Source organism: Vibrio tapetis subsp. tapetis (assembly GCF_900233005.1).
GTDB lineage: Bacteria > Pseudomonadota > Gammaproteobacteria > Enterobacterales > Vibrionaceae > Vibrio > Vibrio tapetis.
Window position 1 is genome coordinate 1418730 of record NZ_LT960612.1, and the last position, 14226, is coordinate 1432955.

At 44.6% G+C, this 14226-nt stretch carries 9 protein-coding genes; 6 read left to right on the forward strand and 3 right to left on the reverse strand.

Features of this window, described 5'->3' with window-relative positions; translation table 11 throughout:
• The first annotated feature begins 1 nt into the window (after nucleotide 1).
• The 5 genes from VTAP4600_RS23365 to VTAP4600_RS23385 all read left to right on the forward strand — a co-directional run bounded on the left by VTAP4600_RS23365 (nucleotide 2) and on the right by VTAP4600_RS23385 (nucleotide 9717).
• The gene (locus VTAP4600_RS23365; protein WP_415239693.1) at nucleotides 2-1639 is read left to right on the forward strand and encodes a (2,3-dihydroxybenzoyl)adenylate synthase; all 1638 of its coding nucleotides are present in this window, start codon (nucleotides 2-4) and stop codon (nucleotides 1637-1639) included.
• A gap of 49 nt (nucleotides 1640-1688) precedes the next feature.
• Nucleotides 1689-2603 carry an isochorismatase gene (locus VTAP4600_RS23370; RefSeq protein WP_102525101.1) on the forward strand — a complete coding sequence of 305 codons (915 nt, stop codon included), beginning with the start codon at nucleotides 1689-1691 and terminating at the stop codon, nucleotides 2601-2603.
• Nucleotides 2604-2637: 34 nt separating this feature from the next.
• Nucleotides 2638-6609 (forward strand): amino acid adenylation domain-containing protein, encoded by a 3972-nt coding sequence (locus VTAP4600_RS23375; RefSeq protein WP_415239694.1) that lies wholly within the window; start codon nucleotides 2638-2640, stop codon nucleotides 6607-6609.
• On the forward strand, nucleotides 6602-7582 hold the full coding sequence (locus VTAP4600_RS23380; protein WP_102525103.1) for a hypothetical protein: 981 nt from the start codon (nucleotides 6602-6604) through the stop codon (nucleotides 7580-7582). The genes VTAP4600_RS23375 and VTAP4600_RS23380 overlap by 8 nt, the downstream gene beginning before the upstream one ends.
• Before the next feature lie 230 nt (nucleotides 7583-7812).
• Nucleotides 7813-9717 carry a TonB-dependent receptor domain-containing protein gene (locus tag VTAP4600_RS23385; protein ID WP_102525519.1) on the forward strand — a complete coding sequence of 635 codons (1905 nt, stop codon included), beginning with the start codon at nucleotides 7813-7815 and terminating at the stop codon, nucleotides 9715-9717.
• A 59-nt stretch (nucleotides 9718-9776) separates the two neighbouring features.
• Here the strand turns inward: VTAP4600_RS23385 and VTAP4600_RS23390 are convergent, their stop codons facing one another.
• The 3 genes from VTAP4600_RS23390 to pdhA are packed head-to-tail and all read right to left on the reverse strand — an operon-like array spanning nucleotide 9777 to nucleotide 13022.
• Nucleotides 9777-10925: a dihydrolipoamide acetyltransferase family protein gene (locus tag VTAP4600_RS23390; protein WP_102525104.1), complete on the reverse strand. Its 1149-nt coding sequence runs from the start codon at nucleotides 10923-10925 to the stop codon at nucleotides 9777-9779.
• Nucleotides 10922-11905 (reverse strand): alpha-ketoacid dehydrogenase subunit beta, encoded by a 984-nt coding sequence (locus VTAP4600_RS23395; RefSeq protein WP_102525105.1) that lies wholly within the window; start codon nucleotides 11903-11905, stop codon nucleotides 10922-10924. Before VTAP4600_RS23395 ends, VTAP4600_RS23390 begins: the two co-directional genes overlap by 4 nt.
• Nucleotides 11898-13022: a pyruvate dehydrogenase (acetyl-transferring) E1 component subunit alpha gene (gene pdhA, locus VTAP4600_RS23400; protein ID WP_102525106.1), complete on the reverse strand. Its 1125-nt coding sequence runs from the start codon at nucleotides 13020-13022 to the stop codon at nucleotides 11898-11900. The genes VTAP4600_RS23395 and pdhA overlap by 8 nt, the downstream gene beginning before the upstream one ends.
• 499 nt (nucleotides 13023-13521) lie before the next feature.
• Here pdhA and VTAP4600_RS23405 point away from each other — a divergent pair, with 499 nt between their 5' ends.
• Nucleotides 13522-14223 carry a hypothetical protein gene (locus tag VTAP4600_RS23405; RefSeq protein WP_102525107.1) on the forward strand — a complete coding sequence of 234 codons (702 nt, stop codon included), beginning with the start codon at nucleotides 13522-13524 and terminating at the stop codon, nucleotides 14221-14223.
• The last annotated feature ends 3 nt before the right edge of the window (nucleotides 14224-14226 follow it).

The window sequence follows — 14226 nt, forward strand, 5'->3', positions numbered from 1 at the left end:
TATGATGACTAGTAAATCAAACTCTGGTTTTACCCCGTGGCCGGAAGAATACAAAACGCGTTACCGAGCCGCTGGATATTGGACCGACTTAACCATACCGAAAATGTTAGAAATATCATCAAGAAATTATCCGGATCAAAAAGCGCTGATCTGCGGGGAACGAGAGTTTACCTACCAGGAGGTAAATGAAAAAGTAATTTCATTATCGACCGGTTTCTATTCAAAATTGAAATTACGAAGCGGTGATAAAGTTGTCCTTCATTTACCCAATACCGCTGAGTTCTATTTTTGTCTATTTGCATTATTACGAATTGGCGTACAACCATTATTAGCCTTACCTGCGCATCGATATGCCGAATTATCGTATTTTTGTGATTTTATTCAAGCGAAGGCATTAATAACAGGTTCTCAGTTAAATGTTGATATTGAATCATTGTCTGAAAAAATTGTAGAAAATAGCACGGTCAAACCCCAGATCGTGTGGTGTGGTTCTGGCAAGCCAAAATACGGCGTAAAGGTAGGTGAATTATATTCAGCAAACGCTGACGTTAACTCTAATTCAAATGAAGAATTTGCTCTATTTCAATTGTCCGGAGGCACGACGGGAACCCCCAAACTTATTCCTCGTACCCATTATGACTATTTGTATAGTGTTGAAAAAAGCAATCAGGTTTGTGATTTTTCCTCAAGGACTCGTTACTTATGTGTACTTCCTGCCGCCCATAACTTTTCGTTGAGTTCACCTGGAGCATTAGGATGCTTTATGGCCGGAGGCACCGTGATACTTGGCCAAGACTCTAGCCCTCAAACTGTCTTTTCTTTAATTGAAAAACATAAAGTTACCGTGACTGCTGCGGTTCCACCTTTGGCGCGGCTTTGGTTAGCCTATGCTAAGGAGCGTATTTATGACATTAGCTCTCTTGGTGTATTGCAAGTTGGCGGTGCGAGATTTGACGAAGAGACGGCAAGGCAAGTACGCCCAATTATGGGGTGCCAACTGCAACAAGTATTTGGTATGGCTGAAGGGCTTGTCAACTATACGCGTTTGGATGACCCCGAGGACGTGATCGTAACGACACAAGGCAGACCAATGTGTGATGACGACGAAATCCGAGTCGAGGATAAGTCGGGCAACTTGGTGCCAACGGGAACACCCGGCCTTTTACGAGTGAGGGGAGCTTATACGATCAGGGGCTATTTTAATGCACCTGAACATAATCGGAGTTCTTTTGATTCTGAGGGTTTCTATCACACAGGAGACATCGTTTCAGTAACAAAAGAAGGCAACTTGCAAGTTGTCGGCCGTGTTAAAGATCAAATCAACAGAGGAGGGGAAAAAATCGCCGCTCCAGAGGTTGAAAACCATTTACTCGCTCACAGCGATATCCATGATGCTGCGGTCGTCGGCGTTCCGGATGCTTATTTGGGAGAGCAGAGCTGTGCGGTCATTGTATGTATCGAAAAACAATTGAAACCGATCGAAATTAAACGCTTCCTGAGATCGAAAGGTTTGGCCGATTACAAGGTGCCAGATAGGATCATTTTCGTGGATGTTTTGCCTAAAACAGCCGTTGGAAAGGTGGATAAAAACAAATTAATTGGCGATTTCAATTCGCACGAAAATCGCATCCCCTATTAGTTAACTCATTATTAAAATCAATCGTTTACTATACATAAAAGAGGTTTTTATGGCTATCCCGTCTATTGCTGCTTATCCATTAAATTCATTAGAAGCTCAAAATCGAGTCGATTGGAATATAGACCCTGATCGTGCGGTATTGTTGGTTCATGACATGCAGCAGTATTTTCTTAACTTTTATGCGCAAGACAGTGAGCTAGTGAAATCATTACTCAGTAATATACAAGAGGTGAAACGCGCATGTAAGGCGGCAAATATCCCAGTCGTTTATACCGCTCAACCGGGCGGCCAGTCAGCTAAAGATCGCGCGTTATTGACCGATTTTTGGGGCCCTGGTCTTATTGATGATGAAAGTATCACCAAGATTCATCCTAGCTTAACCCCTGAAGATGAAGACATTGTCTATACCAAATGGCGATATAGTGCTTTTCAGCGTACACCGCTTGAAAACATGATGAAAGAAAGTGGCCGAGACCAACTCATTATCGTTGGAATTTATGCTCATATCGGCTGCCTACAAACCACTTGTGAAGCATTTATGATGGATATACAGGCATTTATGATTTCAGATGCCACGGCAGATTTTTCTCAAACCGATCATCAAATGGCCCTAGATTATGTTGCAGGGCGGTGTGGTTATGTGCTGGATAAAGAACAGCTTATTGCGCAACTACCCAATCAAAACTCAAACGAGAAAGGCAGCGAATATCCATCCGCTCCTTCAGTTTATTCCATCCCTAAAAGTGAAGCTGACCTTAAGGCTCAAATAGCGAACTTGCTGTCGATTTCGGTTGATGAACTAACCATGGACGACAGTTTGTTAGATTTTGGGTTGGATTCCATAAGGATGATGTCCTTAGTGAGTTCATGGCAGCAAAGTGGCCTTTCAGTCACCTTTATGGATCTCGCGACGAGCCCGAAGGTCAACGAATGGTGGGAGCTAATTCAGCACAAAACTGAGTAATCGAATGTTGAATTAGTGAGAGACGATCAAAGGAATGAATATGAACGATACGGACCAATTGAAGAAAACACCCAATTCATCGCAAGACCTTTTACCGCTGACCGATGCGCAAGCAGGTATTTGGTATGCACAGCAACGAGATCCGGATAATCCCATTTATAAAACTGGAGAATATATCGTTATTGATGGAATGGTTGACGAATCTTGTTTTGTTGAAGCTGTGACCATTGCGGTTAATGAAGTGGATTCTTTGCATGCAAGATTCATGACCACCATTGAAGGTCCAAGAATGCTCATCACCCGAAGAGATTGGGAAGTCGATCGTTTGGATTTTTCGAAACAAAATCAGCCTCTTGAGTGTGCAATTGACTGGATGAAAATGGAACTAAGTGTTGCGGTTGATCTAGCGAAAGATAGATTATTTTCCATGGCATTTATTACATTGTCGCCGAAGCGGTGTATTTGGTTTTTATCGCTTCATCATATTGCTATTGATGGTTATAGCATGTCATTAATCGCATCCAGAGTCGCCCATATTTATACCAACCTTACGACGGGTACTCCAGTAGACAGCATTCATTTTGCAAGCCAGCAGACGATCCTCGACGAAGACAATGCATATAAGTTATCGGATCGGTATGTAAAAGACCGCAACTTCTATTTAGAACGCTATAAAGATCATAGCGATACTGTAAATTTAGCGGGTAAACCGACGGTGACGTCAGACCGATTTTTACGTTTGAAAGGGGTTATGGAACGGTCGCATTTTACCCATATGGAGCACCTAGCAAAACAATGCCGGACGCATTGGTATAGCGTACTTATGGCGTCAATTGCGTCTTATGTACACCGAATGACGGGCTCAAAGGAAGTGGTGCTTGGCATGCCGTTAATGGGGCGATTAGGTTCTGTTGCTATTCAAACCCCCTCGATGCGTGTGAATATTTTGCCTGTTCGGGTGAGTTTTGAACAAGGGACCAGTGTTGTTGAGCTAGTCAAACAGGTTAATCATGAATTTTCTCGTGTGAGACGCCATCAAGGTTTTCGTTATGAAGAGTTACATCGAGAATTAAATTTAGTCAAAGATAATCGCAATTTGTTCGGTCCCCTTGTTAATATCATGCCGTTTGATTACCAACATAAGTTCGGTGATCTAAGTTCGAACGCGTTCAATTTGTCGGCAGGTCCGGTGGATGACATTTCATTCTATTGCTATGAATTAGATGAGCAGTTACACATCGATATGGATGCAAACCCGGCGCTGTATTCGATTGACGACCTGAACAATCACCAACAAAGGTTGTTTCATTTTATGGGGGGCTTTTTCGATTCCTATCAAAATTCCGATTCGCTAATTAGCCAACTCGAAATTTTGTTGCCTGGTGAAAAAAACCGAATAATAAATGACTGGAATGATACCCATCAAGCCATTCCTAAGACGACATTAACAGAGCTACTTGCTCTGCAGCGAGTTCGTACGCCGACGGCACCTGCGATTATTTTTGACGAAACCGTATTGACGTATGAACAAGTAGCACAAAAAGTTGAAGGATTAGCTAATTGGTTGCGTATACAAGGGGTAGTCAAAGGGAAACGTGTGGCGGTTTGTGTTCCTCGTAGTATTGAGCTCATTGTCGTACAGCAGGCTGTCTTGGCAGTCGGTGCGGTTTACGTGCCGATAGACCCAGATTACCCTGATGAACGAATTCGTTACTTATTGGAGTCGTCTCAGCCCGATTGGGTATTCACTCATTCAGCCCAACAAGATAAATTGTCGACGTTTCCTCATGTTCAACTTGTCGATAATGGGGCGTTGGAAGCGCTCTATGATACCCGTATCGATCTCAACGAAGATGAGATAGCGGCCGTTGAACTCGATCCCGATGATCCTGCCTATATCATTTACACATCAGGTTCGACAGGTAAACCTAAAGGTGTTGTTATTAGCCATGGCGCCATCGTTAATCGCTTACTTTGGATGCAAGATTCTTATCCGATTGATGAAAACGACAGAGTTTTACAAAAAACACCCGCCGGTTTTGATGTATCAGTTTGGGAGTTTTTCTGGCCTATGATCCAAGGAGCTTGCCTTGTTGTGGCTATGCCTGAAGGACATAAAGACCCTCTGTATTTGCAAGACCTTATCCATAGTCAAGAGATCACCACCTTGCATTTTGTCCCTTCGATGCTTCAAGTGTTTGTGCATCAAGTGAATCCAGAAAAATGCAGAAGTATCAAACAGGTATTTTGTAGTGGAGAGGCGCTATCTTCGGAATTAGTTCATCGTTATCTACAGAGTTTTTCAGGATGTCTACATAACCTTTATGGGCCAACGGAAGCTGCGATTGACGTGACTTACTGGCCGTGTACCAAAACCAATTGCGAGCATAGTGTTCCTATCGGGTTTCCTGTGTGGAATACCAAGATGTACATTTTGGATGATGAGTTGCAACCCGTTCCGCCAGGGGTTGTTGGTCACCTTTATATTGCGGGATCTCAATTGGCTACAGGTTATTTTGGGCAGAAAACGCTGACCGACGAGCGCTTTATCCAAAATCCTTTTGAGGCGAGAGATAGTAAAATGTACCGATCTGGGGATCTGGCATTTTGGCGTAAGGACGGAGCAATCGAATACAGCGGCCGCAGTGATTTTCAAGTAAAAATACGCGGTTTCAGGATTGAATTGGAAGAAATAGAACGGGCACTAATACAACACCCAAGTGTTGGGCAAGTTGCCGTTCTGGCTCCTGAGTTTATGGATGGGGATAAACGGCTAGTGGCATACGTTGTATGCGTTGGACAAGAAAGCTTTGAATTGGCTCATATGCAGAGCCACTTAGCGAAGACGCTCCCCGAGTATATGTTACCGAACTATCTTGTTGTGCTAGATGCATTCCCACTGACAGATAACGGCAAGTTTGATCGAAGTGCATTGCCAAAGCCTGATCTCGCTGAACAAATAGGGACGAAAGGACCAAGCACGTTAGTTGAAGAAAGGCTCTGTAAGCTATTTTGTAAGTTATTGGATTTACCGGAGGTCGGCGTTGACGATAATTTCTTCGAGTTGGGAGGGCATTCACTATTGGCCGCTCAACTGATTGCTTACATTCGGGAAATTATGGGCGTTGATCTCTCCTTGGCCGCTGTGTTTGAAGCGCCAACGGTGGCGAGTATTGCAGCAAAGCTTGATGGCAGTACAAGTGACGAGGCGTTAGATGTGCTGTTGCCCCTGCGAACAAGAGAAGGGCAACCTGCCATATTTTGTGTCCACCCAGCTGGTGGGTTGAGTTGGTGCTATGCAGCCTTGACCCCAATCATTCCCTCTCATATTCCGCTATATGGAGTTCAATCGAAAAATCTTGGGAACCCAGATAACCCATTACCCAAAACAATGGTAGAGATGGCTGAAGACTATGTCGCCGCGATCCGAAAAGAACAACCATTCGGGCCTTATCATTTATTGGGCTGGTCTATTGGAGGAATGATAGCGCATGTAATGGCCGCTATTTTACAACAGCAAGGGCAAAAGGTTGGTTTACTTACCTTATTAGATTCATACCCCTCGGAACAATGGCAAACAATGAACCCCCCAGGGGAAGAGCAGGCATTGGGCGCACTTATCCGTATGGCAGGTGTTGAATTTGATGAAACGATTCATACCAGTTTAACGAAGCAAGAGGTCATCGATATTTTACAAGATGCAGGTTCGTCAATGGCTCACCTTAGCGCTGAGACGATTGCCTCTATGATAGAAGTTGTCATCAATAATAATCACCGCGTACGAGACAAACTTGATTACGTCTATAAAGGCGATATGTTGTTTTTCAATGCAGAAAAATCTGATGACGAAGGCTTTCTAGAGAAAGCTGGATGGAACAGTTATATGGATGGAGATATCAAGGTCGTGGATGTTAACTGTATCCATCGAGATATGATGCGCCCAGACATGTTACGACTTATTGGTACAAAAATGGTCGAAGAACTGCAAGACCAAAATTATGGGTAGTGTTATTGGCACAATACAAAATGGAGTAATCCAAGACGGCGTTTTATCCCCAGTCTCATATTTTGGCAATGTACTTAGCCGCGGTTCAATACTGGGAGTTGGAGAGGCGCACTGGTATGCGGGCTTGTTTGAGGAGATAACCAAAATTATGTTGTCTCCGCAATTAGACGGATTGTTTCAGAAGTTGTTTGTAGAGTTCGGTAATTCGGCATATCAGGAGTTACTGGATTCGTATATTAATGGCGGGAACGTTGCGTTCGACGATCTTTCCTGTATTTGGTTGGATTCGGTCTCTTTTCCTGCATGGTTACATCCTTGCTACGGTATGTTTTTTAAGCAGGTTAGAGATGCCAATAAGTGTCGCTCTTATCCCGTCCAAATTATTTTGTCAGAACCCCCAATTGAGTGGAGTAAAGTAAAGACAGATAAACATCTGAAGCAATTAAATGGGCTTAGAGATCAGGCGCTATTCCATAAAGTGAACGAAGAAACCAAAGGGGGAAAAGAGCCGGCCATTGTTTTTTTTGGGGCGAAACACATACTGAATAAGACGCCACAATTCGGTCGTTTCAAGTGTTTTGGTGAGCAAGCAAAACACGCGTTCGGGGAAACATATCATAGTGTTTGGCCGCATATGCTGTCGGGTGACGGCTATGAAAAAGATCATCAAATGTTTGATAAGCCTACGTCTGGCGGAGTCATAAAGACGACGGATGTTAATATTCGCGAACTATGCCTATGTGATGTTTTACCAAACCGATCTGCTGCGGGATCGTCCTTGTCCATGAAACTTCCACAAGTGATGGACGCTTACCTGTATTTAGGCCCACAAAGTCGACAATTTGAAGTGAACACATTATCTAGTGACTGGAATGAAATTTTGAGACAACGATTAGGTTTTCTCAACCCTCGACAAAAGGAGGTCGTCAGTAGGGTATTGAACAAAAGTTCTGCTGTTGTCATTAGAGAGTGAGGTCATTGTCACCAACGTATACGTCATGGTTTTCATGATATTTCTCGATAAACTTAATGCATGTCCAAATTCTGAATCGATTGGTAAACCCTCATATGATAATGATTGTTATTATCATTTAAGTTGTTGTAAAATGCACTCGTTGTACATTTTATGAACTTAAATAAGGATATGTAGTGAAAGATGTAACGTTAAAAGATCGCTTTCCACTTTCGTTGGTAGGCATTGCTATGCTGTCTGCGTTTAGCCACCCCGTATTGGCGAGTGACGTTGGTTATGACGAAAATGAAACCATGGTGGTTACCGCAAGTCTTACTAAACATTCAGAGTTAACTGCTCCCGCATCGATCTCGGTAATTACCGCTGAAGATATTGAGAAAATGCCAGTTAAGGATTTATCTGAAATCGTAAGGGGAGCTGCTGGTGTCAATGCTCTTAGCTCGACGGCTTATGGCCGAAGCTCAGTTCGGATCCGTGGTTTAGATTCAAAACACACGTTAATTTTAATTAATGGACGTCGTATCAACTCTCAAGATGCACTTATCCGAGGCAATGACTTTGATCTTGCTACTGTGCCGATCTCAGCGATTGAGCGAGTGGAAGTGGTTCGCGGGCCCGTTTCATCACTCTATGGCTCCGAGGCAATGGGTGGGGTGATCAACGTTATTTTGAAGCCAACGACCGACGAGTTTTCTGGTTCGGTTGGCCTAGAATATGAAAGTGTTCTGGAAGGAGACGGCGGTGATGGAACGAAGGGGCATGCATACGTTAGCGGACAAATGGCAGATTCCGTGTCTGGAAGCCTCATTGTAGAGTCATCAAAACGAGATCCTTGGAGAACAGAAAAAAATCCAACCGTTGACGCAATTGAACAGCGTCAAAGCACAAATTTAATGAGTGAGGTTAACTGGCAATTGAGCGACTCTCAAACTCTGGTTGCTGATGTTATCTACACCAAAGATGAACGAGAGGCCGATTGGGTTCATCCACGTAGTGGTATGCACACCAATTCGCAGAACTCGACGAGATGGAATTACGGTTTAGCCCATCAAGGCGTTTGGGATTCCTTTGATTCAAATGCGCGTATTTATGGTGAAACGATGAAGCTAGACGATTCGAGTACAGCGTACTCGAATGGATCCGCTCAGGTCGAATTACAACAAAATGCGCTTGATTTCAATTTGAGTGGGTTGATAAATGATACCCATGCGTGGGTCGCAGGTGGTGAGTATAGAACGTCTAAGCTAAAGAATGATCGAGATCTGAAGTCAGGAGACGTGACTAATTATCAAGGCGCGGTATTCCTACAAGGTGAATTCGAATTAAATGATTTGGCGTTAACATTAGGTGGGCGTCAGGATTACCATGAGGTGTATGGTAGTCACTTTAGTCCTCGCGCATACGCAGTTTATAGTTTTACAGATCAGTTTGTGGCAAAAGCGGGAGCGGGGGGCGGTTTTAGAGCTCCGGGTATGATGGAAAGTAGCGATCAGGTACGTGTTATCAGTTGCGGAAATCGTTGTTGGTTAACCGGCAACGATGACTTAAAACCGGAAGAGTCTGAAAGTTATGAAGTCGGGTTTGGTTATGAGTCAGCAGATCTAGGGCTTGGCATTGTTTATTACCATAACAACCTTAAAAACAAAATTGAAAGGGATTTGACAAAACAGGTCGGTGTTGAAGGGAGCGCGCCAATATTTACCTATAAAAATATTGGTAAAGCTGAAGTTAAAGGCGTTGAGTTAGAAGCCTGGTATAACATCAGTGATCGCATTGACGTCGCTGCCAATTACACCTACACCGATGCGATGGACAAAGATTCTGGTGAAAAGCTAACTCAAACTCCTGAACATTTTGCTAATATCGACCTCAATTGGCGAGTTACTGAACCCCTGAAAACCTTTATAAGAGTTAATTACGTGGGTCAGCAGGTCATAACAAATTCGAGTCGAGAAAATAAAACAGTCGCGGGTTATAGTTTAGTTGGGTTAGGTGCGTCTTATGCGTTTGAGTCTGTCAGTATAAAAGCCAGCCTAAATAATGTGTTTAACACGCTACTTGATGAGCAAGAAGATTATTACGGGTACTCTGAAAAAGGTCGAAGTGCTTATGTCAGTGCGACATACGTATTCTAATATTCTGGAATAAGTGCTCTGAATCACCCTCTATTGTTTGGAGGGTGATTCAAAGGTGATCATGCACTGAGGCTTTCAACTAATGCCTTGATGAACCTAGCGGCTTCGCCTCCTGTACAGGCTCTGTGATCAAAAGTCATGGATAAAGGCATCGCTTTAACGGCCATCGCTTTATCCTTCTTAATGATGACCTTATCAATGATTCTGCCTGCTCCGACAATCGCTACCTGAGGCGGCGAAACCACAGGCGTTGCGTAGATACCCGCAATGGCGCCAAAGTTGGTTAAGGTTATGGTGCCGTGCTGAAGTTGTTCACGGCCTATCTTTCTGTTTCTTATTCCAGTAATGGTTTCATCTAGCCAACTGCGCATTTGACTGGCGTTAAACTCGTCAGCATGGCGTAAGACTGGCACGTATAAGCCATGTTTACTGTCTACGGCTATGCCGATGTTAACGGTGGAATGGACGCAGCGTGTCATCGTCTCTGCGTCGAACCATGCATTTAGAGCAGGCTCTTGCTGGCATGCGTAAATTACAGCTTGTATTAACCGTATGGAGATATCCTCATCTTGCGGCCATTTGGTTAATAGGGCTTCTTCGGTAATGGTGACATTGGCAACATGGTGATGTGAGTGGGTCATGGTATTGACCATGGTTCGTCGTGCGCCTTTAAGAACTTCGGTTCCTGGTAGCTGTTTGTCACACTGCTCGTAGACATCAGATTCAAGAATCTCGCCATCAGGCCCGCTACCGGTGATGCCATTTAGATCGACACCAAGACGCTGAGATAATAGCCGTGCAGAGGGCATGGCGGTAATGAGGCTGTCTGTTTGGTGCAGGTTATTTGTTCCTACCCAGAAATCATCAACGTCTACTTGGTGGCTTTGATGCGATACATTTCCTACGACGGTCGCCGCATCTTGGCTGGCTTGAGCATTTGACGTGCCTTTTCGGCTACTGGAGGTACTTGATTCGGTTTCTTCAAACTCCAACAACACACTGCCAATATTAATCACATCTCCTGCGTTGCCATGGCGTTTTACTATCGTTCCATTGTAGGGGGCAGGCACTTCGACAATGGCTTTGTCTGTTTCAACCGTGACCACAAGTTGGTCGACGTTGACCACATCGCCAACGTTGACATGCCATTCTACGATTTCGGACTCAGCCAGTCCTTCGCCTAAATCTGGGAGCATAAATGATTTCATTGCCAACCTCCTAATAACTCACGAGCCGCGAGCACGATGTCGTCTTCTTTAATCAAAAAATAGTCTTCATTACGGTAATAAGGCATGACGGTGTCCATTCCGGTCACTCGCTTGGGGGGCGCTTTTAACAGGCACATGGCGTGTTCTGCTGTTCGAGCTAAAATTTCTGCGCCCACTCCACAGGTTTTGCTGGCCTCGTGAACCACAAGTAAACGGCCTGTTTTTTCGAGTGAACTAAAAATGGTCGCCATGTCGATGGGTTTTATGCTCGCGAGATCAATCACTTCAGCCTCAATGCCTTGGTTAGACAGCGTTGCGGCGGCTTGCAGTGACTCAACCACACAGGCTCCCCATGTGACTAAGGTAATGTCTCGGCCCTTACGTAGGGTAAAGCAAGTATCAAGAGGCAGAGACAACCCATTATCGATCACATCGGATTTTACCGTGCGATAGATCCGTTTAGGTTCAAAGAACATCACCGGATCGTTACTTCTGATTGAGGCAAGTAGCAACCCGTAGGCGCGTTGAGGGGAGGATGGGATCACCACCTTAAAGCCAGGGATGTGAGCAAAGAGCGCTTCAAGATTTTCTGAATGATGTTCAGGAGCATGAATCCCACCACCAAAAGGCGCTCGAAAAACTGCAGGGCAGGTTAATCGTCCTCTGGTTCGATTACGCATTCTCGCTGCATGGCACATTAAGTGTTCCATTGCTGGGAAGATGAACCCTTGGAACTGGAATTCAGCGACGGGTCGCAGCCCTTGGCTTGCCATGCCCACTGTCACGCCGCCGATGAGTGCTTCTGCTAACGGGGAGTCGATGACTCGCTTTAAACCAAACTTTTCTTTTAATCCGACGGTGGCTCGAAATACGCCTCCGTTCTCTCCAACGTCTTCTCCTAGTACGACGACATTGTTGTCTTGTGCCATCTCATGATGCAAGGCGAGGTTGACTGCCTCTAATAGTGTTATTTCAGCCATGTTCTCCTCCTTGCATTCGCATTGCTTTGTTGATCAACTCATCTCGCTGGGCGTTGAGTTCGGTCGTGGGGGATTCGTATAGGTAATCAAATGCGGACTCAGGAGCTTGGTTGGGTACACTAAGATAGTGCTGTACCGCTTGTTCAATCCGCTGTTTACACGATTCTTCCCATTCCAATTGCTGACGTGTTGACCACAAACCTTGGCCAACAAGGTACGCCTTAAGGCGTGTAACAGGATCGTATTGCCATGCTTGTTGAAGCTCATCTTCTCCTCTATACCGGCTGGCATCATCGGCCGTAGTGTGATCGCTTAATCGGTAACTAATTGCTTCGATTAATGTTGCTCCTTTGCCTCTTCTGGCTCGTTCTAATCCCGTTAGCACGGCATCATACATAGCGACAACATCATTACCGTCGACGACATGCCCGGGAATACCTGCCCCTTTTGCTTTGTCTGCAAGAGAATCCGCACCGCATTGGATAGATCGCGGCACTGAGATAGCCCACTGGTTATTGTTGACGACGAATACAACAGGGACATTCCAAACTCCCGCACAATTGATGGACTCTAGAAAATCGCCTTTAGAAGTTGCCCCATCACCGCAGGTGACAAGCGTTGCGTGATGACCTCCTCTGATTTTCTGAGCAGAGGCAATGCCAACCGCGTGGGTGCATTGGGTAGCAATAGGAACGCAAAAAGGCAGGTCTTTACTGGAACTGTTTATCTGTTGTGACGGCTCATTTTGATCACCTGTCCGGTGTAATTCAAAGTCGCTGCCTCTTTCATCACCTCCCCAATATTGAAGGTTCTTCTCCATTGCCACACCGCGAGCCCACATTGCAGGCATGTCGCGATAATAGGGGACGAATACGTCGTCTTTACGCATAGCTCTGCCAATCGCAATACCGATGGCTTCAGCGCCAAGATGGGACGGGTAAGTTCCGAGTTTACCGGTACGTTGAAGTGCAACGGCTTTGTTGTCGTACAGACGGGTAAGAACCATGTCTTGATAGAAACCTGTGAGTACTGAAGGCGTTGCCCACTCTGGTAAGTCTTTTGTTAGGTTTCCGAGGTGGTCGATAAACCTGTGCATGGGTAATGCTTGGACGTTCATCTCAATTTCCTCTGAATCGACTTTTAAGAACAAAAGTCATTCCTGCATGAATAGCTAAGTCATACCGAGGTTTGCGTGGTGTGGCACCGTGTTAGATTGAAACTCTATTCTGACAAACAGGTAAACGCTCTCTCTTTTTACTGTTTGAACCACGCTATGTAGTGATAAATCTTGGTACAACCGATTACATTAAGTGTAACCAAAAAGTTGAAGCTTGCTAGAAAGTGTGAGGATAATCGTATTATTGCGTGCTGGAAAACCTCGCTTTTTAGAGGAAAGTATTGGTTTTTAAAAGGTGAGTTGTTAACAACTGAAAAGATGCACTGCTATCGACGCGAAATTCACAATATATTACTGGCATGTTTTTTTAGCTTTTAACATGAAGATTGAAAGAAAAAGCACGGTGATCGGTTCATATAATAGATAACGGCCTACTTTTGTGTGTATCTTTTAAGTAACGTCGCATTTTATTGTATGGATATAGTGAAAAGGAGAAGCGATGAAGCCTTGTTTCCCGACAGTTCCTTTGTCGTCAGCATCTGCATCTAATAGCCCGGTCAGTCGGTGGCTAAGCGAATTCAAAGAGCAAGATATCGTTTTTGATGAACGTCATGCTGCCGCGTTATCGCGCCTGTTGCCACTGCTAGTTTGTGGCGAACAGTCGTCTCAGTGGGTGTTTTACAATGAACATCAAAGAGGGGTGAGGAAGGAGATTGAACTTTCCGTTGCGGTGTTTGAAGGTATTGTTGCAGACGAGAAATACCATGAACAAGCGCTGGATTTTGTGCAACAGCAATTGGCGGCACCATCAGATATTGCGAAATTGAAGAGACGCAGTCAGCGTTTTTATATGGCCTTTGGTCACCAAGATACGTTAGCCGAACATTTTGCTCAAATAGCCTGCTTGGACGCGTTGGTTTGTCGAATTATGGTATCGATTGAAAAGAGTCATCTAGGAGTAGACCATCCGTTTACTTTGCTGTGCCGAATGATTAAGCAAGATGAAGCGCGACACGTAACCCTTTCTAAGCAACATGCTATTACCTTAGGGTTTGATAAATCCAAATGGCATGAACTGCGCCAATTTGTTTCTGAGAAGCTCTTTGCATTACTCAACAGTGAGCGACAGGCATTTGAGCAAATTGGAGTCGATCTAGATTGGATCTTCGCAACAAAATCGACAGCTCAGTGTCAGGAGTAACCC